This window comes from Serratia sp. HNCC26DJ244, assembly GCF_057180565.1.
On the sequence record NZ_JBXUGO010000007.1, the window covers coordinates 20,089 to 43,581 of the forward strand.

At 49.0% G+C, this 23,493-nt stretch carries 16 protein-coding genes; 8 read left to right on the forward strand and 8 right to left on the reverse strand.

Going from position 1 to position 23,493, the window contains the following annotated elements:
* Positions 1-463: 463 nt before the first annotated feature.
* On the reverse strand, positions 464-3,943 hold the full coding sequence (mfd, locus tag AC2A06_RS07815) for a transcription-repair coupling factor (RefSeq protein WP_484379917.1): 3,480 nt from the start codon (positions 3,941-3,943) through the stop codon (positions 464-466).
* 533 nt (positions 3,944-4,476) lie between these two features.
* Here mfd and lolC point away from each other — a divergent pair.
* The 5 genes from lolC to cobB all read left to right on the forward strand — a co-directional run bounded on the left by lolC (position 4,477) and on the right by cobB (position 9,505).
* Positions 4,477-5,679: a lipoprotein-releasing ABC transporter permease subunit LolC gene (lolC, locus tag AC2A06_RS07820; protein ID WP_023491790.1), complete on the forward strand. Its 1,203-nt coding sequence runs from the start codon at positions 4,477-4,479 to the stop codon at positions 5,677-5,679.
* Positions 5,672-6,376: a lipoprotein-releasing ABC transporter ATP-binding protein LolD gene (lolD, locus tag AC2A06_RS07825; RefSeq protein WP_023491788.1), complete on the forward strand. Its 705-nt coding sequence runs from the start codon at positions 5,672-5,674 to the stop codon at positions 6,374-6,376. Before lolC ends, lolD begins: the two co-directional genes overlap by 8 nt.
* Positions 6,376-7,623 carry a lipoprotein-releasing ABC transporter permease subunit LolE gene (gene lolE, locus AC2A06_RS07830; protein ID WP_023491786.1) on the forward strand — a complete coding sequence of 416 codons (1,248 nt, stop codon included), beginning with the start codon at positions 6,376-6,378 and terminating at the stop codon, positions 7,621-7,623. The genes lolD and lolE overlap by 1 nt, the downstream gene beginning before the upstream one ends.
* A gap of 51 nt (positions 7,624-7,674) precedes the next feature.
* Positions 7,675-8,604 carry an N-acetylglucosamine kinase gene (gene nagK, locus AC2A06_RS07835; protein WP_484379918.1) on the forward strand — a complete coding sequence of 310 codons (930 nt, stop codon included), beginning with the start codon at positions 7,675-7,677 and terminating at the stop codon, positions 8,602-8,604.
* A gap of 64 nt (positions 8,605-8,668) precedes the next feature.
* A complete protein-coding gene (cobB, locus tag AC2A06_RS07840) occupies positions 8,669-9,505 on the forward strand; it encodes a Sir2 family NAD+-dependent deacetylase (protein WP_484379919.1) in 837 nt (278 codons plus the stop codon).
* Positions 9,506-9,912: 407 nt separating this feature from the next.
* Here cobB and AC2A06_RS07845 read toward each other — a convergent pair whose 3' ends face one another.
* Positions 9,913-13,314 carry a calcium-binding protein gene (locus tag AC2A06_RS07845; RefSeq protein ID WP_484379920.1) on the reverse strand — a complete coding sequence of 1,134 codons (3,402 nt, stop codon included), beginning with the start codon at positions 13,312-13,314 and terminating at the stop codon, positions 9,913-9,915.
* 237 nt (positions 13,315-13,551) lie between these two features.
* Positions 13,552-13,977, reverse strand: a complete 426-nt coding sequence (locus AC2A06_RS07850; RefSeq protein ID WP_484379921.1) for a hypothetical protein — start codon at positions 13,975-13,977, stop codon at positions 13,552-13,554.
* A 632-nt stretch (positions 13,978-14,609) separates the two neighbouring features.
* Between AC2A06_RS07850 and pepT the strand changes: the two genes are divergently transcribed.
* Positions 14,610-15,842, forward strand: a complete 1,233-nt coding sequence (gene pepT, locus AC2A06_RS07855) for a peptidase T (RefSeq protein ID WP_473197624.1) — start codon at positions 14,610-14,612, stop codon at positions 15,840-15,842.
* 57 nt (positions 15,843-15,899) lie between these two features.
* On the opposite strand, the gene AC2A06_RS07860 is transcribed toward pepT, so the two are convergent.
* The gene (locus tag AC2A06_RS07860; protein ID WP_473197625.1) at positions 15,900-17,021 is read right to left on the reverse strand and encodes a ribosomal protein uL16 3-hydroxylase; all 1,122 of its coding nucleotides are present in this window, start codon (positions 17,019-17,021) and stop codon (positions 15,900-15,902) included.
* 253 nt (positions 17,022-17,274) lie between these two features.
* Here AC2A06_RS07860 and AC2A06_RS07865 point away from each other — a divergent pair, with 253 nt between their 5' ends.
* The gene (locus tag AC2A06_RS07865) at positions 17,275-17,982 is read left to right on the forward strand and encodes a GNAT family N-acetyltransferase (protein WP_484379922.1); all 708 of its coding nucleotides are present in this window, start codon (positions 17,275-17,277) and stop codon (positions 17,980-17,982) included.
* A gap of 201 nt (positions 17,983-18,183) precedes the next feature.
* On the opposite strand, the gene purB is transcribed toward AC2A06_RS07865, so the two are convergent.
* From purB to AC2A06_RS07885, 4 genes are all read right to left on the reverse strand, one after another.
* Positions 18,184-19,554 (reverse strand): adenylosuccinate lyase, encoded by a 1,371-nt coding sequence (gene purB / locus AC2A06_RS07870; RefSeq protein ID WP_484379923.1) that lies wholly within the window; start codon positions 19,552-19,554, stop codon positions 18,184-18,186.
* Positions 19,555-19,575: 21 nt separating this feature from the next.
* Positions 19,576-20,202, reverse strand: coding sequence for a high frequency lysogenization protein HflD (gene hflD / locus AC2A06_RS07875; protein ID WP_023492469.1), 627 nt, complete (start codon positions 20,200-20,202; stop codon positions 19,576-19,578).
* Between the two features lie 2 nt (positions 20,203-20,204).
* Positions 20,205-21,308 carry a tRNA 2-thiouridine(34) synthase MnmA gene (mnmA, locus tag AC2A06_RS07880; RefSeq protein ID WP_484379924.1) on the reverse strand — a complete coding sequence of 368 codons (1,104 nt, stop codon included), beginning with the start codon at positions 21,306-21,308 and terminating at the stop codon, positions 20,205-20,207.
* Positions 21,309-21,419: 111 nt separating this feature from the next.
* On the reverse strand, positions 21,420-21,866 hold the full coding sequence (locus AC2A06_RS07885) for an NUDIX hydrolase (RefSeq protein ID WP_023492471.1): 447 nt from the start codon (positions 21,864-21,866) through the stop codon (positions 21,420-21,422).
* A gap of 277 nt (positions 21,867-22,143) precedes the next feature.
* Between AC2A06_RS07885 and icd the strand changes: the two genes are divergently transcribed.
* On the forward strand, positions 22,144-23,397 hold the full coding sequence (icd, locus tag AC2A06_RS07890) for an NADP-dependent isocitrate dehydrogenase (protein WP_484379925.1): 1,254 nt from the start codon (positions 22,144-22,146) through the stop codon (positions 23,395-23,397).
* Positions 23,398-23,493: the final 96 nt, after the last annotated feature.

The window sequence follows — 23,493 nt, forward strand, 5'->3', positions numbered from 1 at the left end:
GACGTCCTTGTCTGTCTCGCCTAAAAACGCCATCCTTGGCGTTTTTGCCTATGCTTCGTGACTTCGTTCAGCGCCTTCAATGGCGTTAACCACGGCACTCTCTTCAATACTCATGCCATCTGCTGATTTTTAGTCATAGTTTGGAGGAAATGAAATTAATAGTAAGGAGCGGATTTGAACACTGCTTGCAGCGGCCTCAATAGGGGGAGCCTCATGGAAGAGGTGAGTAACCACAGCCAACACCCAAGAAATTTGAAGTATGAGAGGTATGTATCGTATGTTGCCCATTTATCAAAATGTCACTGAAATCACTTGGGTGGTTGATTAAAAAGACGAGTTATTATCATATTAATAACGGGAATTATCAGTTTGATAATGAGGTGATAGCACGTTGGCGGCAGATGCCGCCAGTGCTTGTCAGACGCTGTTGCTTGAAGCGGGGCAGATAGATAGCTATTGCTATTTAAGCCGCCAAGGTATGTTCCCTGAAGGCCACAAGCAACTCAGTGATAAACGTCAGCCGTTTCAACCGGTCGGAGAGATCAAGTGTAAACTTGAGCTTGGTGGGTCCATCCAGGCGGTAAACCGGTGGTTTGCTTTGCAGCAAGCCAATCAAATACCCGGGATCAACCTGATTCTTGTCACCAAATTCAATAAAACCACCACGCTCGTTACCTTCAATGCGCTTGATACCCAACTTGAGTGCCTGTTGCCGCATGGCGGCACTTTGTAGCAGGTTACGAGCCGCATCCGGTAGCAAGCCAAAGCGGTCAATTAACTCGACTTTTAACTCTTCCAGTTCCCCTTCATTTTTAGCGCTGGCGATGCGTTTATAAAAGGATAAGCGGGTATTGACGTCTGGAATAAAGTCATCCGGTAGCAGAGTTGGCATGCGCAGTTCAACTTCGGTTTGCTGACTGGTGAGATCTTCCAGTGACGGTTCGCGGCCATTTTTCAACGCATCAACCGCACTTTCCAACAGTTCCATATACAGTGAGAAACCGACAGTGGTCATCTGGCCGCTTTGTTCCTCCCCCAGCAACTCCCCAGCACCACGGATCTCCAGATCGTGAGTCGCCAGGGCAAAACCGGCGCCCAAATCCTCTAACGAGGCAATGGCTTCCAAGCGCTTATGTGCGTCGGTACTCATCACTTTCGGATTAGGTGTTAACAGGTAAGCATAAGCTTGATGGTGGGAGCGGCCAACACGGCCACGTAACTGATGCAGTTGCGCTAAGCCGAAGCGATCTGCCCGCTCAATGACAATGGTATTGGCGCTGGGAATATCAATCCCGGTTTCAATAATGGTGGTACACACCAAGACATTGAAGCGTTGGTGATGGAAATCGTTCATCACCCGTTCCAGATCACGTTCACGCATCTGGCCGTGGCCGATGGCGATACGTGCTTCGGGCACCAGTTCTGCCAAGCGCTGGGCTGCTTTATCGATACTGTCCACGTCGTTATGTAGGTAATAAACCTGACCACCACGCAGTACCTCACGAAGGATTGCTTCACGGACCACCAGACTGTCGTACTCACGAACAAAGGTCTTCACTGCTAAACGGCGGGCCGGTGGGGTGGCGATGATCGAAAGATCACGCATGCCACTCATGGCCATATTCAGGGTACGTGGAATCGGCGTGGCGGTGAGGGTCAGGATATCAACATCAGCCCGCATGGCTTTGATGCGCTCTTTATGGCGCACGCCAAAACGGTGTTCTTCATCGACAATCAGCAGCCCCAGATCTTTCCAGCGCAGATCACTCTGTAACAGCTTATGGGTACCGATAATGATATCCACTTTACCTTCTACGGCTTCTTGCAGGGTATGTTGCTGCTCTTTAGCACTGCGGAAGCGTGACATCATCTCAATACGGATTGGCCAGTTAGCGAAGCGATCACGGAAGTTATCGAAGTGCTGTTGTGCCAACAACGTGGTGGGGACCAGCACCGCCACCTGTTTGCCATTTTCTACCGCCAGAAAAGCGGCACGCATCGCCACTTCTGTTTTGCCAAAACCAACGTCACCGCAGACCAGACGGTCCATTGCCAGTGGTTGGCACATGTCGCTCAGCACGGCGTTGATGGCCTGCTCTTGGTCCGGTGTCGTCTCAAACGGGAAGGTTTGGCAGAACAGTTGATATTGCTCGCGATCATGTTTGAACGCAAAGCCGGATTTAGCCGCCCGCTGGGAATAAATATCGAGCAGCTCTGCCGCAACATCGCGCACCCGCTCCGCCGCTTTTTGCCGAGCACGGGACCAAACATCACTCCCCAGTTTGTGTAATGGGGCGTTATCATCAGCTCCCCCGGCGTAGCGGTTAATCAGATGCAGGGAAGAGACCGGGACATAGAGCTTATCCTCACCGGAATAAGCGAGGATCAGGTATTCCGCCTTGATGCCGCCGGCTTCCAGTGTGGTCATCCCCACATAGCGCCCAACGCCATGCTCAAGGTGGACTACCGGCTGCCCCGGGTGTAGTTCCGCCAGGTTACGGATCAGGATATCGGTGTTGATGGTACGGCGGTTATCTCGCCGACGGTTGCTGACACGTTCACCAAGCAGGTCACTTTCACAGATCATGGCTCGGTTACGTAACGTATCAATAAAACCACGCTCGGCCGCCCCCACCATCAGGTAGCTGCCGGTGGCGTTGAGCTCATCAAGGCGTTGGATCACTGGCGGATTGAGTTTGATGCGGCCCAGCAATTCTTGCAGGGTTTCACGGCGGCCTTCACTTTCAACCGAAAACACCGTACTGCCGGTAAAATGCTCAATAAAGCGGCGCAGATTATCCAGCGGTGATTTATGCTGGGCTTGAACGGCCAGATCGGGTAAGGGTTGATAACCCAAGTTACAGCACCCGGCTTTGTCAGGTAACTCTTCAGGTTTCAGAGCAATCCGTGGCCAGGCTTTTAGCTCACCAAACAGCGCATCAACTCGTAGCCACAATGTTTCTGGGGGGAGCAGGGGGCGCATTGGGTCAATTCGCCGGCCTTCATAGCGCTGATTAACATCTTGCCAGAAGCGCTCTGCGGCACTTTCCAGATCGCCAGTATTCACCACCAGTGTATTGGCTGGCAGGTAGCTGAACAGAGAAACCAGGGGTTGGCTGAAGAACAGCGGTTGCCAATATTCAATGCCCGCCGGCCAAGTGCCTTTACTGACTTGTTGATAAATATGTTCGGCATCGCGGCGGACTTCAAACTGTTCGCGCCACTGGCTACGGAAGAGCTCAATGGCATTTTTATCCGTCGGGAATTCGTGTGCGGGCAGCAGATTGATCGACTCGACTTCACTCAGCGTCCGTTGACTATCTACGTCAAAGGTGCGCAGGCTGTCGATTTCATCATCAAAAAAGTCGATGCGAAAAGGGGCATCGCTCCCCATGGGGAACAAGTCCAGCAGGGCGCCGCGAGTGGCGAATTCACCATGCTCCATCACCTGATCGACACAACGATAGCCCGCCTGCTCTAATTGGGTACGCAGCAGGTCCCTTGACAGGCGCTGGCCTTTCTTCATCACCAGGGCGTGTCCGCGCAAAAACTCATGCGGGCAAACACGCTGCATCAAGGTGTTGACGGGCAGAATAATAATGCCGCTCTCCATAGTAGGCAGATGGTATAGCCTGGAAAGACGGGAAGAGATGATCTCCTGGTGAGGTGAGAAACTGTCGTAGGGCAAGGTTTCCCAGTCGGAGAGGGTGGTCACCATCTGGTCGGTAAACTGCTGGATTTCATCACGTAGCCGCAGCGCGTTTTGCATATCTGGGGCAATGAGCAGCACCGGGCCGGAATGGCGCTCAGTGATTTCAGCACATTCAACGGCACAGGCTGAGCCGGTAAGCTGCCCAAGTTGACGCAAATCACCCGCACGAACAGGGAGTGGGTAACGGGCAGAGGATAAAGCAGAACGGCGACTATTGTCAGAAGTACTCATGCAGTTATCTTTACTTAATCAATGAAATGTCCCTGTTGTCATAAAGGCTGAGGGAAAGCGTTTCTCCCATTAAGTGCTTTTGACCTGAGGCAACGTGGATAAACTTGAATATATACTAGCCCAGAGCGCTATAAACTGACACCGCTAAAAGTAAACGCAAGAAGTTAGCTGGTAGTTATTTCACCAATCCAATTCGCTGTGTGTAATACCACTTTACTCTAAGCGTCAGGTCGGTGGGAGTGACGCGGAACGCCGACACGCCGTAAACCCGTCCTTGGGGGCTCGTATCGCGCGTCCATGCGCTCAACGGTCGGCTAACCTGCATCACTCGCACCTGTAGCAGCCACTATTTGTCTGGAATGAAAAAGAAATTGTCTGGAATGAAAAAGAGAGCCTAGGTGTGCCAGCCACAAAAATTGGCTCAAAGCGAGGGTGCTTGCGAGAATAAAACCGTGCAGGTGGTTCCATAAAGCGGGTAGAGCCTTTATTATCCTTGATTACTTTGCTTAAGCTACCGCAATAAAACGGATTTCATGTATCAACCTGTCGCGTTATTTATCGGCCTGCGCTATATGCGAGGGCGTGCCTCAGACCGCTTTGGGCGGTTTGTCTCCTGGCTATCCACCATCGGCATTACCCTGGGGGTGATGGCGCTGGTCACTGTGCTTTCGGTGATGAATGGCTTCGAAAGAGACCTCGAAAACAACATTCTAGGCTTGATGCCGCAAGCGCTGGTTACCAGCAAACAGGGCTTTATTAATCCTGAACAGTTTCCCGCCTCCTCATTACAAAGCTTGCAAGGGGTGAAACGTGTCACTCCGTTGACCACCGGTGATGTGGTGTTGCAAAGCGCGCGCAGTGTGGCGGTTGGGGTGCTGTTGGGGGTTAATCCTGATGAGGCTGATCCACTGGCCCCTTATCTAGTGACTGCTAAACAGCAGCAACTTCAGCCGGGTGAATACAACACTATTCTTGGTGAGCAGCTTGCTGAACAACTGGGGGTGAAACCGGGTGATCAACTGCGCTTGATGGTACCCAGCGCCAGCCAGTTCACCCCGATGGGGCGCATCCCAAGCCAACGCTTGTTTACGGTGATCGGCACCTTCCACGCCAATAGTGAGGTAGATGGTTACCAATTGCTGGTCAATCAGCAGGATGCTTCACGCCTGATGCGTTACCCAGCAGGCAGCGTCACGGGTTGGCGGCTGTTTCTTGAGCAACCGCTGAAGGTGGATACCCTGAGCCAACAAACGTTGCCAGAAGGTGGCGTATGGAAAGACTGGCGCGACCGTAAAGGTGAGTTGTTTCAGGCCGTCAGGATGGAAAAGAATATGATGGGGTTGCTGCTTAGCCTGATAGTGGCAGTGGCGGCCTTTAATATTATTACTTCCCTAGGGCTGCTGGTGATGGAAAAGCAGGGGGAAGTGGCTATTTTACAAACCCAAGGCCTGACACGACGCCAGATTATGGCGGTGTTTATGGTACAAGGTGCCAGTGCCGGCATTATCGGTTCACTGCTGGGTACCTTATTAGGGGTGTTGCTGGCCAGCAACTTGAATAACCTGCTGCCGATTCTGGGGGCGCTGATCGATGGTGCCTCGTTGCCAGTGCTGGTTGACCCGCTACAAGTGACCTTGATTGCCCTGGTGGCAATGACGATTTCGCTGTTATCTACGCTTTACCCTTCATGGCGCGCTGCCGCCGTACAACCTGCGGAGGCTTTACGTTATGAATAATCAACTTTTGTTGCAGTGCGACAACCTGTGTAAAACCTATCAGGAAGGCAACTTGCACACCTCGGTACTGCGCGATGTCAGCTTTGCCATGCAACCCGGTGAGATGATGGCGATTGTCGGCAGTTCCGGCTCAGGTAAAAGTACCTTATTACACCTGCTGGGTGGGTTGGATTCTCCCACTTCTGGCGAGGTGATTTATAAAGGGCAGAGCTTGAATACCCTTTCTTCTGCTGCCAAGGCTGAGCTACGTAATCGTCAACTCGGGTTTATTTATCAATTTCACCACTTACTGCCTGATTTCACCGCACTGGAAAATGCGGCAATGCCATTGCTGATTGGCGGCACCAAGCCCGCATTGGCTGAGGAAAAAGCCTTGGCAATGCTGGCAGCGGTGGGGTTGGAAAAGCGCAGTAAACATCGCCCCTCTGAACTTTCCGGTGGTGAGCGCCAGCGCGTGGCCATTGCCCGTGCTTTGGTGAATAGCCCGTCACTGGTACTAGCAGATGAACCTACTGGTAACCTGGATAAGCGCACCGCCGATAGTATTTTCGATCTGTTGGGTGAATTGAATGTGCGTCAGGGGACAGCATTTCTGGTGGTGACTCATGACCTGCAATTGGCAAAACGCTTGAGTCGTCAGTTGGAAATGGTGGATGGTCAGTTACAGGCTGAATCTGCCTTGATGGGGGCCAAGTAATGCGTGCATTGCCACTTTCATTGTTAATGGCACTGCGCTTTAGTGGTGGCCGGCGGCGTGGCGGTATGGTTTCGCTGATTTCGGTGATTTCCACTATCGGGATTGCGCTGGGGGTGGCGGTATTGATCGTTGGCCTGAGTGCCATGAACGGTTTTGAGCGTGAACTGCAGGACCGTATTCTGGCGGTGGTGCCCCATGGTGAGATCGAAGCGGTGGAGCAGCCGTTTGCCGATTGGCCCGAGGCGTTGCAGCGTATAGAACAAGTACCGGGTATTTTAGCCGCCGCGCCCTATATCAATTTCACTGGGTTGATGGAAAACGGTGCACAACTGCGTGCAGTGCAGGTCAAAGGGGTCGATCCTGCACATGAAAGCCGACTCAGTGCGCTACCCAACTTTGTACAAGGTGATGCTTGGGCTAATTTCAAAAGTGGGGAGCAGCAGGTGATCTTGGGTAAAGGGGTGGCCGAAGCCTTGGGCGTATCGGTGGGCTCCTCTGTCACGGTGATGATCCCAAACAGTGATCCGCAGATGAAACTGTTGCAGCCTAAGCGTATTCGCCTACAGGTTAGCGGTATTTTACAACTGAGCGGTCAACTTGATCACAGCTTGGCGATGGTTCCTTTGGCGGATGCCCAGCAATATCTCGATATGGGTGACAGCGTTACCGGCATTGCTATCAAGGTCAATGATGTGTTTGCGGCGAATAAGCTGGTGCGAGATGCCGGTGGCGTGACCAATAGTTACGTCTATATTAAAAGCTGGATTGGTACCTATGGCTATATGTACCGTGATATTCAAATGGTCCGTACCATCATGTATCTGGCGATGGTTCTGGTGATTGGTGTGGCCTGCTTTAACATTGTTTCCACCTTGGTGATGGCAGTAAAAGATAAAAGTAGCGATATTGCGGTGCTGCGTACCCTGGGAGCCAAAGACGGTTTTATCCGTGCCATCTTTATTTGGTATGGTCTGCTGGCTGGGTTGGTGGGTAGCCTAAGTGGCGTTGTGATTGGGGTGATTGCCTCATTGCAATTGACACCTATCATTAAAGGGTTAGAGAAGTTGCTCGGTCACTCGTTCCTGTCAGGCGATATCTACTTTATTGATTTTCTGCCCTCCGAACTGCATGGGTTAGATGTGGTCATTGTGTTGGCAACCGCGATTATCCTTAGCTTGCTGGCCAGTTGGTATCCCGCCAGACGTGCCAGTCGCATTGATCCTGCCCGCGTCTTGAGCGGCCAATAATAAAAACCTGGGGCTCGATGAAGGGCTCCATTTTTTTAGCTGGAGAGTGTGATGTACTATGGTTTCGATATGGGTGGCACCAAGATTGAACTGGGTGTATTCGATACTGATTTGCAGTGCATCTGGCAAAAACGGGTACCAACACCGCGTGAACACTATCAAGAACTGTTGGCGGTGTTACGTGATTTGACCGTTGAGGCCGATAATTTTTGTGGTTCAGCGGGTAAGGTGGGGATCGGTATTCCCGGGTTGCCAAATGAAGATGGCACGTTGTTTACCGCTAATGTCCCTGCAGCCATGGGGCAGCCATTACCTGGTGATCTGAGCCGCTTGATTGGTCGTGAGGTCAGGGTCGATAACGATGCCAACTGCTTTGCCTTGTCTGAAGCCTGGGACCCAGAGTTTCGCCGTTATCCGGTGGTACTGGGTATCATTCTGGGGACAGGTGTCGGTGGTGGTTTGATTGTTGATGGTAAAGTGCTGGCTGGGCGTAACCATATTGCCGGTGAATTTGGCCATTTCCGCTTACCGGTGGATGCGCTGGAGGTACTGGGGCGTGATATTCCTCGCGTTGCCTGTGGTTGTGGTCATGCGGGTTGCATTGAAAATTATCTGTCAGGCCGTGGATTTGAATGGATGTATGCGCATTTTTATCAGCAGCAACTGTCGGCACAACAAATTATTGCACATTATCACGCCGGTGAGCCGCAAGCGGTGGCGCATGTTGATCGATACCTAGAGGTGTTGGCTATTTGCCTGGGCAACTTGCTAACCTTTATTGATCCCCATTTAGTGGTGTTCGGTGGCGGTTTATCGAATTTTAGCGAGATTTATCAGGCATTACCTCAGCGCTTGCCGAACTATCTATTATCCGTCGCCAAATTGCCGCGCATCGAACAGGCACGTTATGGTGATGCGGGTGGCGTTAGAGGTGCGGCGTTGCTTAATCTGCGCGATGGCAATAGAGCCAGCCCCATTTAAGTTGCAGAGTCACACTCAGTGCGTTTTGAACAGCGCTGACCCGGGTATAATTTAAGGAGAGCTTATGCGTACTCATCATCAGCTGTTTCAGTTTCGTAAGAGAAAACACCTGCTACATCAACGTTTTCGTTCAAGAATTTTTCATCGCGATACCATGGCGACAGCTGAGCTGAAAAAGCCGTTTGTGGTGGTATTGACCGGGGCGGGTATCTCTGCCGAGTCCGGTATCCGTACTTTCCGGGCCGTTGATGGGTTATGGGAAGAGTACCGAGTAGAGGATGTGGCGACGCTTGATGGCTTTAAACGCGACCCTGCGTTGGTACAGGCATTTTATAATGCCCGGCGGCAACAACTTCAGCAGCCTGAAATTGCCCCTAATGCCGCACATCGGGTATTAGCCAGCCTGGAAGAGTGGCTGGGGGATAACTTTCTACTGGTGACACAGAATATCGATAATCTGCATGAGCGGGCCGGCAGCAAGCGGGTGGTGCATATGCACGGTGAACTATTGAAGGTGCGTTGCACCAGTTCTGGGCAGGTGTTTGAGTGGTCAGGAGATCTCAGTGTGGAAGAACGCTGTCACTGCTGTCAGTTCCCGGCACCGCTACGGCCACATGTGGTCTGGTTTGGGGAAATGCCACTGAAAATGGATGAAATCTACGCCGCATTAGCCAAAGCTGATTTCTTTGTGGCGATTGGTACTTCGGGTAATGTTTACCCGGCGGCGGGTTTTGTACATGAGGCGCGCCTTGGTGGGGCTTATACGATGGAGTTGAACCTGGAGCCCAGCCAGGTGGAAAGCCAGTTTGAAGAGAAACATTATGGCCCGGCCAGTGAAGTGGTGCCTTACTTTGTACACAAGTTTTTGATGGGGAAGATTGAGCGGGCAGACAAATTTTGATGGTTTTAAAATTTTGATGCTTTTAAACATTGATAGTTTTAAACATTGATGGTTTTCCTGCTCAGCGGTCAGGGAGAATATCGACTTCTTCGCCGCTTGATCACTGTCGGCAGACCAACCTTGGTGAATGCGCCAAAGTGGCTGTTCGACGGTGTGCTCTCGCTGAAAACACCTTTATCAGGTGCGCCGGTTTTGCGTGATGCAAAACCGGCGCATTGGATTAAGCTAATTTCCCCAGACTAATCTGATCTCAGCTAGCATTATCGGTGTGTGCTCCACCGTCAATAGCGACCACCGTGGCCAGCTGACGCGCCCATCGACGTGGCTTAAGAATGATAAGAAATAAGCAACACCCACTTAAAGTGAACGTTGCTTATGTGGTTTATATGCTGCTGGTTAAGTTGATATTAACCCATTATTATTGACGTTTGTGTCATATAATCATCAATAATTGATGAGTTGTAAGCTGCTGGCATCGCATACGAACTCATTACGTTGACCATAGATTCAATTTGGTCAGTGGATAAGGTGACGCCATCTTGGGTTTTTATTTGCTCTAGCGTGGCATTACCAGAATACCAGTTGCTAACAAGTATCTCATCGGTAGTACCAAGCACATTAATCAGCAGTGACTCTCCGCCATTGGATAAATCTTTGGTAAACCATAACTGGTTGGATGAAATATCCGTGAACAATAAGACATCGGTTCCGGTATCTGCATAAATATTATTATTGGATTCTTTAATGATGTCCTGACCATCCCCTTGATTGAAGACATAAGTGTCACCACCTAAGGCGCCTTGTAAAATGTCATTACCTTTTCCTCCGGCAAGAATGTTATTTCCATAGTTACCCTGTATGAAGTTATCTAAATCGTTACCGGTAATTTTTAAAGCATATGTTTCGGTAAGATTCATTATCATCATATTTTCGACATTATCCGGAATAAAATAGTCAATAGCCTTATTTGTATATAACTGTATTGTATCAAGCCCGGCATTTTTTTCTTCAAACACATAAAGCGTTGTTGCATGTATTTCATAAACATCGTTTCCATTACCACCATAAAGCATATCATCGCCTTTGGAGATGATTTTATCGTTGCCATTGCCACCGTAGAAGGTGCTACTGGCTGCATCATTGGAAAGATAATCTTCACCGTGAGTGCCGTAGACTACGTTGGTTTGTGTCAGGTAATCCTGAATAACAGTGGAGCTATTGCCTGTTGGCATGGTTTGTTGGGACATCATGCTCACTAACGCTTCAACCTGAGCAATAGACAGTGTAATTCCATCCGCGGTTTGAATTTGCTCCAGCTTGTTGTTACTGGAATACCAGCGATTAACCACTATCTGGTCACTGGTTCCAAGAACCCGTACCATCAGTGATTCATAGCCCCCGTAAGAATATTTACTAAACCAGAGTCTATCGGCATTGATATCAGTGAAACGTAAAATATCGATATCGGTGATGGGTACCGTATTGTTATCGTACTCCCAGATGGTGTCCTGACCATCGCCTAAATTAAATACATAGGTATCGCTGCCTTGATATCCCTGTAAGGTGTCTTTTCCTTTACCGCCAATTAAAAGATTATTGCCAACGTTGCCACTAATACCATTATCTAGCGCATTACCAGTGATTCCTGAGTGGATCATATAGGGGTAATTTAGACTGATGTTCTCGATATTATCCGGTGTAATAAACTGAATGGTATTTGTTGTATATATATCTACTCTATCGATTCCTCCCTGACTCTCTTCTATAATACGGTATTCATTTCCCCATATTTGATATTTATCATTTCCTGCGCCACCAATCAGGGTATCGTTACCGTTGTTGGATATTAATGTATCATTACTGGCACCACCGATAAGAATATTTGTTCCAGCACCACCGGATAGTGTGTCATCTCCATCATTACCATATAGTGTGTCATTACCTGCTCCACCGGTTAAGGTGTCATTGCCCGAACCACCATACAGTGTGGAGTTTGCTGTTCCGGTGCTGATTGAATTATTCTGCTCATTACCATAGAAAAGTTGGTCACCGGAAGGGGATCCGGTACCAGTTTGCGCCAGATAGTCATGAATAATCGTTGAGGTATTTCCTGAAGGCTTAGTCTGGCTAGCCATAATACCAACCAGAGCTTCTATCTGCGCAATGGACAGCACCACGCCATCCTGAGTTTTTATCTGTTCCAGTTTAGCATTATATGTGTACCAGCCATCAATATTAATCTCATCGGTTGTGCCTAATATTGAAACTCTTAGTCCCATATAGCTGGAGGTGCCTGACTTGGTAAACCATAACTGATTAGCTGAAATGTCGGTCAGCAGTAAAACATCGTTATCGGTTGAGGCCGTCTTGTCGTTATAGTATTCACTAATATAATCTTTACCATCGCCACTACTGAATATATAGGTATCACTTCCTTTATAACCCTGTAACAGGTCACTTCCTTTTCGACCTGTAAGGATGTTGTCACCATCGTTACCATACAAATGGTTATTTAAGCTGTTTCCCGTCAGGGTAGAGTTGTAGGTTGCAAGACTATCTAGTTGAAGCTGTTCGACATTATCCGAAAGAATATAGTTGGTAACGCCTTTGGTATAAACCATCATAACGTCGTTATAGCCACCATTCTCTTTTTCAATAACCTGAACATAATCATTGCCGTATATCTGATAATGGTCATCACCCATACCTCCGTATAGTGTGTCCTTACCGTAAGAGAGTAGGTTATCGCTGCCATCATCTCCATAGAGAATATTACTACCTTCGCCACCATGAATCCAGTCATTACCGGCACCGCCGTAAATAATGTCATTGCCGGCATTACCGTAAATCGTGTTATTCAGTTCATTGCCGTAAATAATGTCATTACCTTGAGTACCCTTAGCGTTTTCAATATTGGCGCCATAAGCAATACCAATACTGTTTTTTCCGTTATAGGCATTCATAGCTTCTTGTATTATGTTGGTTGAAATATAGACGGAACTACGAGTCCCGCCATTGAGATTCAGTTCAGCCCCGTTATTGAAAGCAGAAATATCAATAGTATCGTTACCGCCACCATCCCAAATGGTTTCAAAGAAACTTAGGCTATCAGGGGTATAGGTATAGGTTGTATCTCCAGCGTTGTAGCTGGTATTTGCACCATAAATATGCTGTAGAACCAGCATATCGTAGATACCATAAGTGTGGTTAAATGCTTGAGCGGTACGATTTCCTATTTCATCCAGAATATTCAGCCGTTCACCAGTACCATTAGCGTTTTCACCGTGATTATATGACATGACAGTATCAATTCTATTCATGTCTGAACGATAAGGATCGAAAACCCACTCACCATTTACTAATGAATGTGTATGGGCAAGCCCCATAATATGACCGAGTTCATGACCTGCTACAGTCCAATTAGAGGATATACTAGGAGATGGTCGATCCTTATACTGCAATTCTGCGTATTCAACACCATTATCGCTTACCGCTACACCTTCATAATTAGCCGAATAGGCAGGGGAGTAAACGTGGATATCTCCGGGGGTATTTATTGAGGCATCAATTTCTCTAAAATTAACATTAATAATATTGCTCATCTGCTGAAAAGCATATCTGGCATATTCTTGAGAGGTTTCTGAAATTATTCCGCCATAAAGTTCATATGTTGGTGCTCGATCCAGATGTACAAAGCTCCATGTATAGGTGTTTTCACCTTCTGAAGGAAGAAACTTTTGATTGTGAGCTAACAGAAAGTCGATATATTCATTGCCTGTTTTGCTGATTGGTGTTTTATAGATTGTCATATAACATCCTTATTGTGTTTTGTAGTGTAGTGGTCAACTAAAACTGACCACTGATTTAGAGTTTTCCCAGTATCGGTTTTCCGATTCGTTTGGGGGGTAACCCACCGTTATATTCATGCAGCCTTAGTGAAGTAGTCAACAAAAACTAGGCTTTTTTGAATAAATCAGATTTGGGGTAATCATCCCCATAGTTGTTTGTGCTGTCATCTATCATGGCGCGTGGCGTGGCTAAACAGGTTATTCAGAAGGCGTAGCAGGTACAGTATTGTACTGAGCCAACAGTCCTTTCACTTCCTGCTCGTTTTGAGGGGTTAGGCAAAAATATATTTTTTGCACCCTACCACCATTAAATGGTTTGAAAACGATGGCTTCACCATTTCCTTTGAAAAACATCAACCATGACATCAGTGGCGAAACCTTTTCGAAAACAACAGTACCTTCACTAAAGCGGAACTTTCTCCTTCCCTGCGAAAGCATTTCTGGCGTGACTTTAAGTTTCATCCAAAACATGACAATGCATACCCCAATGGTGGTACCAATAACACCACTAAGGGGTATACCACGACCGGTAAAGATAGCGAAGAGGAAAAAACCGCAAAAAACACCTACACCGGTCATCCATACGATTTTTTTACTCATTGAAAAAACACGTTCATTTGTCATTGTTTACCTTAATTCCATATCAAAGTTGACGGTTGCTCACTTTGGGCTCAATAAGCCAAGCGAAGAATACTTGAAGAATACTTGAAGAATACTTGAAGAATAGTTTCATTATCAAGGCAGGGATACAGAAAGACACCCTGTACAAAGGATTAGGGTGAGGTGTGAATTGTTTGTTATTTCAGCGGTATATCAAAAAAACAATGATAGCTGGCCTAACCGGTCGATGTCTATAACGTTCTGAAAGCACTTCAGGATGGTTAAGCCTTAACGTGAAAAGATGGCATGGTTAACTTCGCTAATCAATCCGTTGAAATATTGACCATTAATCATGTGGCAACAAAATCTCAGGGTGATAGTTGATGTAGGCCTAGCAACAATTTGCGGTTCATTCTTCCAAGCGTTTGTTGGCAACAGTAACCAATAGTTTGAAGGGCGCAGTTTTACGATAGGCGGGATAACCTTCCCCGTTGTTATTCAGATCGCACCAGCCTGCAATATGAATGGCCTAACCTATGATATTGATCATTACCTAACTTAATGATCTTGACTCAATCTGACTATTAATGACCTGTCTCAATATTTTATCCAGATCGGTTCCGCATAATGAAATAAGCAATGTTGAGGGTGGAACCATGGATAAATTACTTGATCGATTTTTTAGTTATGTCTCTTTTGATACGCAGGCTAAAGCGAATGTAAAAAATGTACCCAGTACCGATGGGCAGTTGAAATTGGCGCGGGCCTTGCAACAGGAGATGATTGCGCTCGGTTTTGAGCAGGTATCCCTTAGTGAGCATGGCTGTGTGATGGGAACATTGCCTTCTAATGTGGCCTGGTCGGTTCCGACCATCGGATTTATTTCTCATCTTGATACCGCCCCGGATTTTTCTGGCCGTAATGTGGCTCCGCAGATTGTGGAAAACTACCGTGGTGGTGATATTGCCCTGGGGATCGGCGATGAAGTGCTGTCGCCAGTGATGTTCCCAATCCTGCATCAAATGTTGGGGCAAACACTGATCACCACCGACGGTAAAACCTTGCTGGGTGCCGATGATAAAGCGGGCATTGCTGAGATCCTGACGGCCATGGTGCGCTTGACGCTGCGGAAAATTCCCCATGGTGATATTCGTATCGCCTTCACCCCGGATGAAGAAGTGGGTAAGGGAGCGCGTTTCTTCGATGTCGAGACGTTTAATGCCGAATGGGCGTATACCGTTGATGGCGGTGGAGTGGGCGAGTTGGAGTGTGAAAACTTCAATGCGGCATCGGTGACGGTGAAAATTGTTGGTAATAATGTCCACCCGGGAACCGCCAAAGGGGTGATGGTCAACGCGTTATCACTGGCAAGCCGCATTCATCAAGCCTTACCTGCGGATGAAGCACCAGAAAATACCGAAGGTTACCAAGGGTTCTACCATCTCTCTGCCATTAAGGGGAATGTAGAACGTGCCGAGATGCACTACCTGTTGCGTGATTTTGAGCGTGAAGGCTTTGAGGCACGCAAGCGCAAGATGATAGAGGTGGCGCAGCAGGTGGGGAGAGGGTTACCACGGGATTGTTATATTGAAGTGGCCATTGAGGACAGTTATTACAACATGCGTGAGCAGGTGGCTGAGCATCCTCATATTATTGCGTTGGCGCAACAGGCCATGCGTGATTGCGATATCGAGCCGGTGATAAAGCCGATTCGTGGTGGCACCGATGGAGCCCAATTGTCATTTAAAGGTTTACCTTGCCCGAACCTGTTTACTGGGGGGTATAACTTCCACGGCAAACATGAGTTTATCACGCTGGAAGGGATGGAGAAGGCGGTAGCGGTGATTATGCGTATCGCGGCGCTGACCGCCGACCGCGCCAAAAAATAGCCGCTGACAGATAGGGGGCAGTCATTGCCCCACTATCGGGTATGGGCCCATCAAGGCTCAGTCGTTAAAATACCAGTAACCACTGTTGATCAGCGCAGTCAGCAAGGAGAGGAAAGCCGGGTCGTTCAAGGCCTCTCCCAGCATGTCTGCATTAACCTCGAAGTGTTGGCAAAGTGCGTCGGCAGCTTGCAGATGCTCAGTAGTGATTAGCTCACCATTAACGAAACATTGCTCACCAATCCGCAGTACCCGCAGCCCCCCCAAGCGCTGCAAACATTCCCCTTGTTGCAGCAGGTCATAAATTTCCCCCGCCTGATAAGGGGGCTCTGGTGGTGCAATATCCAATTCATGGCGTGATTGAGAAATAAACTCCCCCAGCCAGCTTTGGAAATGTTCAGGTTGTTGAACCAGTTCCAATACCATTTGATGCAGTATCGCCGTTTCCTGTGGCAAAACTTCAGCCGGGTGCTCACGTAGTGCGATGTCCGGGTCGCTATAGCGTTGATGACCTAACTCTTGGGCCAAAACATAGTCTGCATAGCCATTGAGCAGTTCACGGCCATTGGGTGCCCGCAGCCCTACCGAGTAATTCAGGGAGTTTTCCAGTGAATAACCTTCATGGGGAAAGCCGGGTGGAATATAAAGGATATCCCCTGGCTCCATTTCGCTATCAATAATGGCGTCAAAGGGGGCAACCTGTAGCAAATCTGGGTGCGGGCAAAACTGTTTCATCAATACTTTTTCGCCAACACGCCAGCGGCGGCTGCCAGTACCTTGAATAATAAACACGTCATATTGGTCAAGGTGAGGGCCAACGCCGCCTCCCGGTACCGAAAAGGAGATCATCAGATCATCCATCCGCCAGTCTGGGAGTTTACGAAATGGCCGCATCAAGGCACTGGAAGGGGCATGCCAGTGATCAACGGCCTGCACCAGCAGCGACCAGTTATTCTCATCCAGATGGTCGTAGCTGACGAAGGGGCCATGAGCTACCTGCCAACGCCCTTCTTGGTGGCTGACCAAGCGGCTGTCCACTTCACTTTCCATCGCCAACCCGGCCAATTCATCGGGGGAGATCGGGTCGATAAAATTTTTAAAGCCGTGCTTGATAATAACGGGTCGTTTTTGCCAATAGCGTTGCAAAAAATCGTTCCAGTCCAAATCCAAGTGGTATTCCATAGTGTTATTCCAGGATAGAAGGGGGCCTAAAGCCGGCAGTTATTCAAGCTGCTGGGGCGTGCGACGGTATCAGAGAAGTTTACTCGAGTTACCGGCAGTCAGCCAATGGTGAGGCCACAATAGCTGAATTTAATCATAGTGGTGGCGCCATGCTGGCGGGCAAAAGTCACCTCCATGCAGGTATAGGCTAGATGACCAAGGTGGCGTATTCTGTTGCCATCGTTCAGGCTGGTTTTTATAGCGGTATCAATTTATGCGAATCAATCAATATGGTCAGCCGGTGGGTGATCCATTACCACAATGGCAAGCTTGTGCCAGACCAAACAATGTGGTGCTCAAGGGGCGGTTTTGCCACCTGGCACCGTTAGACTGCCAACGGGATTACTCTGCATTGTTTGCTGCCTATCAGCAGGCGCCAGATGGCTGTGACTGGACTTATTTATCAAGAGAGCGACCAGACACCCCTCAGCAGTTATTAGAACACTTGGAAAAACTGCAAGCTGACTCTTCACTGGTGAATTTAACGGTGTTTGATGTGGCAAGCCAACTGCCCGTAGGCACAGTGGCGTTTATGCGCATTGAAGAAAAAAGTGGCGTGCTGGAGATTGGCCATATCTGCTGGTCGCCATTGATGCAACAGCGCGCTATTGCTACCGAAGCGATTTACCTGATGTTGCGCCATACCTTCGATGTGTTGGGATATCGCCGCTGTGAATGGAAATGCGACAGTTTGAATGCCCCTTCAAAACGTGCAGCCCAGCGTTTTGGTTTCAACTATGAGGGGCGGTTCCTTAAGGCGATTGTTACCAAGGGCCGTAACCGGGATACCGACTGGTTTGCGTTAACGGATGACCGCTGGCCTGCAGTTCGCTCGGCCTTTGAACAGTGGCTGGATAGGCGCAATTTTGATGCCTCGGGCCAGCAGTTACAGCGGTTCCAGGAGTTTATGCCGCAGTTCTAGTCGGGCCAGATTTTCCGGTATCTAGTTTTCCTATCGCTAGTATAAATAGCGAAAAAGAGAACAGAGCGCTCAGGCTTGGATAATCCCCACAGAGTGAACCGCCTAGGGTGGCCGACCTGTGGGGGAACAGCATGCTCCGTTTCTGGTTGATTTTCTTCAGTGGTTATCAACCCGTCACTTGAGCATTGTTTGCAGAAACAGTTACTTCAACTCATCAACCATGGTAATAGCGCGGCCAATATAATTGGCTGGCGTCATGGCTTTCAGACGTGTTTTTTCCTCTTCCGGCAGGGCTAGGCTGTCGATAAAGGCCTGCATACCTGCTGCATCTACCCGTTTGCCACGGGTTAACTCTTTGAGCTTTTCATACGGCTTTTCGATGCCATAGCGGCGCATAACGGTTTGGATCGGCTCTGCTAACACTTCCCAGTTATGGTCCAGTTCATCCAGCAGGTGCGCCTGGTTGACTTCAAGTTTACTGATGCCTTTCAGCGAGGACTGATAAGCAATCAAGGCATAACCGATACCCACACCCAGGTTGCGCAGCACGGTGGAGTCGGTCAGGTCACGCTGCCAACGGGATACCGGCAATTTACTGGACAAGTGGCCCATAACCGCATTGGCCAAGCCAAGATTACCCTCGGAGTTTTCGAAGTCGATAGGGTTGACCTTATGGGGCATGGTGGAAGAACCAATCTCACCAGCAACGGTTTTTTGCTTGAAGTGATTCAGAGCAATATAACCCCAAATATCGCGGTCGAAGTCGATCAGAATCGTATTGAAACGGGCAACACAATCGAACAGCTCGGCGATATAGTCATGGGGTTCAATTTGTGTGGTATAGGGGTTCCAGTTAACGCCAAGTGAAGTGACAAACTCTTCACTGAAACGGTGCCAATCAACTTGCGGATAGGCCGCAATGTGGGCGTTGTAGTTACCCACAGCCCCATTGATTTTACCAAGGACTTCCACTTGCTCTAACTGGCGATATTGGCGTTCCATCCGGTAGGCCACATTCGCCAGTTCTTTCCCCACCGTAGAGGGTGTCGCGGGCTGACCGTGGGTACGTGACAGCAGCGGAATATCGCGGTACGCCTGTGCCAACTGCTTGATGGCATCAATGATTTTACGCCAATAGGGGAGCAACACCTCCTGACGTGCGGTTTGCAGCATCAGGGCATGTGACAGGTTGTTGATGTCTTCAGAGGTACAAGCAAAGTGGATAAACTCTGATACTGCATGCAGCGCAGGTACGGTGGCGACTTTCTCTTTCAGGAAGTATTCCACGGCTTTTACATCGTGGTTAGTGGTCCGCTCGATCGTCTTGATGCGCTGAGCATCTTCTTCACTGAATTCGGCAACGATTTTATCAAGGTAAGCGTTTGCGTCAGCGGCAAATGCAGGAACTTCGGCAATTTCAGCGCAAGCGGCCAGTTTTTGCAGCCAACGTACTTCAACTTGCACGCGGAATTTTAGTAAGCCGTACTCGCTGAAAATGGTGCGCAGTACGCTGACTTTTTCACCATAGCGTCCATCAACGGGGGAAATGGCGGTCAGTGAGGATAATTCCATCGGTAGCAACTCCTGGGAAGGTTAACAATGAGCAAGGATATCTTGTGCCTGCTTGAGCAGACGACTACGGGAAAACATTAATTGCAGGCGGCTACCGCCAACCTGTTGCCATAGCACAGCGGCACGAATACCGGCGAGCAGAATGGCACGAACTTTGGCTTGAACCTGCGTGTTCTGCAGGATAGCGGGTGAACCAGCAACCTGGATACGCGGCCCGAGTGGGGCGATAACGTCAACATAAATACCTGCCAGCGAACTAACGATGGTATCCGATCCCAGTTCAAAGTGCGCTAATTGCCGCTCTAGCTGACTTAACCGCTCGCCGAGGGTATTCATCGCTTCTTTGTTGGCGTTTAACTTGCGCTCCAGCACCATTAAGCTAAGCGTGTAGCGTGTCAACTCGGCACCCAGCCCTTTATTATTGGCATTGAGCACAGCGATTAAGGTTTCCAGGCCCATTTTCAAGTTACGCTCCTCACCACCAAATACCGCCAGTGTGGAGGGGGGATCCATCTGCAACAGGCTGTTGAGCGAGGTATGGAACGCTTCGTTGTCCATTTGCCCGTCATGTGCCAATTGCTGTACCAAACGGGCTGATTGACTGACCCCGGCCATCGCCAGTGTAATGTCGTAATAATTCTTCGCCACAACTACTCCTGTATCCGTTGTTCGATAATGCCACCGCCCAGGCAGATATCACCCAGATAAAAGACCGCCGACTGCCCTGGGGTGACGGCGGCAACGGGTTCATCGAAATGCACTTCAATACGGTCGGCATCAAGAGGGGTCACCAGACAAGGGACATCTTGCTGGCGGTAACGTGTTTTTACTGTGCATCGTAGCGGTTGCGTCAAGGGTAAACGATCAACCCAATGCAGTTGTTGTGCTACCAGGCCGGTGGACATCAGGCGTGGGTGCTCGTGCCCTTGGGCCACAATCAATATGTTGTTGGCGACGTCTTTGTCTACTACGTACCAAGGGTCTTCTGCACCATCCTTGATACCGCCAATCCCCAGCCCTTTACGTTGCCCCAGGGTGTGGTACATCAAGCCTTGGTGCTGCCCCAGGGTTTGCCCATCTACCGTGACAATGTCACCGGGTTGTGCGGGGAGATAGCGCGCCAGGAAATCACGGAATTTACGCTCACCGATAAAACAGATACCGGTTGAGTCTTTCTTCTTGGCGGTCACCAGCTCCAGTTGTTCTGCAATACGGCGCACTTGCGGCTTTTCCAGCTCACCAACCGGGAACAGGCTTTGCGCAATCTGCTCGTGACTCAGGGTATACAGGAAATAACTTTGGTCTTTGTTGCCATCAACACCGCGCAGCAGACGGCTTTTACCGTCAACATCCTGCCGACGGACATAGTGGCCGGTAGCAATATAATCTGCCCCCAGATCTTCTGCGGCAAACTCAAGGAATGCTTTAAATTTAATCTCTTTATTGCACAGGATATCGGGGTTGGGTGTGCGACCAGCCTGATACTCGGCAAGGAACAGTTCGAATACGTTATCCCAGTATTCTGCAGCGAAATTGACCGTATGCAATTCGATGCCCAGCTTGTCGCAAACCGCTTGTGCGTCGGCCAGATCGGTGGCGGCTGAGCAATACTCTTCGTTGTCGTCCTCTTCCCAGTTTTTCATAAACAGCCCAGCGACCTGATATCCCTGTTGCTGTAACAGATAAGCAGTAACGGATGAGTCGACGCCGCCGGACATCCCGACGATCACTTTTTTCTGGCTGTTGTCTGACATGGTGATCTCACGAACTGAGCAATAAAAATGAGCGCAGGATTTTACCACGTTGGGCGTCAGTGCGCACGGTCGTTATTTTAAGCCCTAGGAAGGAGCCTTACTGAGTGTGGCTTAAAAGGGCCAATTAAAGCTGGCAATAAGGGATAACGGATAACGCTCCGCTTGCTGATAACAGCGGATGCTTTCGCTTACCAGCGGCGAGCGCAGGTTATCGGCGCTAAAAATCTGCTCGGCGGTTAGCCACAGGCAGCGATCAATATCGTCGTCATGGGGGGTGGTTTCGCAGGGGGAATCTAGCTCAATCACAAAACAGAAACGCAAAAATGGCGTGCCATCTGGAGCTAGCCATTGGTGCATGCGTAGAAAAGTGTGTGGGGTGGCATGGATCCCGGTTTCTTCCCAGAGTTCACGCTCTGCAGCCTGAACCAGGGTTTCATCTGCTTCGAGATGACCGGCTGGCTGATTCCAGAGTGCTTTATTGTTAATGGTTTCTTCAACGATTAAAAATTTACCGGCGGCATGAACAACACAAGCGACTGTGACGTGTGGTTTAAACATAGATTATTTATCCTTGGTGGCTTGCAGCCTATTTTTATCGGTAAATTAATAGAATTACATCATGCATAAATGCCGCTATCACGCGTTATTTACCACAAATTTATTGTGGCTGAATCGGTTAACGCTGTGATTTTTAACTAACAATCTTTGAACTAATTAATGATAAGTGCATTATAGCAGCGTTGTTTTGAGATTGGCGCGGATTGAATATTCAAGTAGTATTGACACGTATCTTACAAAGCATTAACAAAAATTGCGTTTGAAGAAGGAGAGGTTGATGGAAAGCAAAGTTGTTGTTCCGGCAGATGGTAAAAAGATCACGGTCGACGCCCAAGGTAAATTGGTTGTTCCTAATAACCCGATCATCCCATTCATTGAAGGTGACGGTATCGGTGTAGATGTTACCCCAGCCATGATCCACGTGGTTGATGCCGCAGTTAAAAAGGCCTACCACGGTGAGCGGAAAATTTCCTGGATGGAGATCTACACCGGTGAAAAATCCACTCATGTGTACGGCAAAGATGTTTGGTTGCCAGATGAAACCCTGGATCTGATCCGTGAGTATCGTGTTGCCATCAAAGGGCCACTGACAACACCAGTGGGTGGCGGTATTCGCTCCCTGAACGTTGCTCTGCGCCAACAACTTGACCTTTACGTCTGTCTGCGCCCAGTACGTTACTATCAAGGCACGCCAAGCCCGGTAAAACAGCCTGAGCTGACGGATATGGTGATTTTCCGTGAAAATGCGGAAGACATTTATGCCGGTATTGAATGGAAAGCGGGCTCTGCCGAAGCCGATAAAGTGATTAAATTCCTGCGTGAAGAAATGGGCGTGAAGAAAATCCGTTTCCCTGAGCAATGTGGTATTGGTGTGAAGCCATGCTCAGAAGAAGGGACCAAGCGCTTGGTTCGCGCGGCGCTCGAATACGCCATTGACAATGATCGTGACTCGGTGACCTTGGTTCACAAAGGCAATATCATGAAGTTCACCGAAGGTGCCTTCAAAGATTGGGGTTACGAACTGGCTCGTGAAGAGTTCGGTGGCGAACTGATCGATGGTGGCCCATGGTTGAAGATCAAGAACCCGAAAACCGGTAAAGAGATTGTGGTCAAGGACGTTATCGCTGACGCCTTCCTGCAACAAATTCTGTTGCGCCCAGCAGAATACGACGTTATCGCTTGTATGAACCTCAATGGTGACTATATTTCTGATGCACTCGCTGCACAGGTTGGCGGTATCGGTATTGCACCGGGTGCCAACATTGGTGCTGAATGTGCATTGTTTGAAGCCACCCACGGTACTGCACCTAAGTACGCTGGTCAGGATAAAGTGAACCCAGGTTCAGTAATCCTTTCTGCTGAGATGATGCTGCGCCATATGGGCTGGTTCGAAGCGGCTGACCTAATCGTTAAGGGAATGGAAGGGGCGATTGCTGCCAAGACCGTGACCTATGACTTCGAACGCCTGATGGAAGGCGCTAAGCTGCTGAAATGCTCAGAGTTTGGCGACGCTATCGTTAAGCATATGTAAGATTGTTTCAACGCTAAATGATTACGGGAGCTTATGGCTCCCGTCTGTTTTTCACCCTTAAAAAATTCTTCTGCAAAACCCCTGCAAAACTCTTCT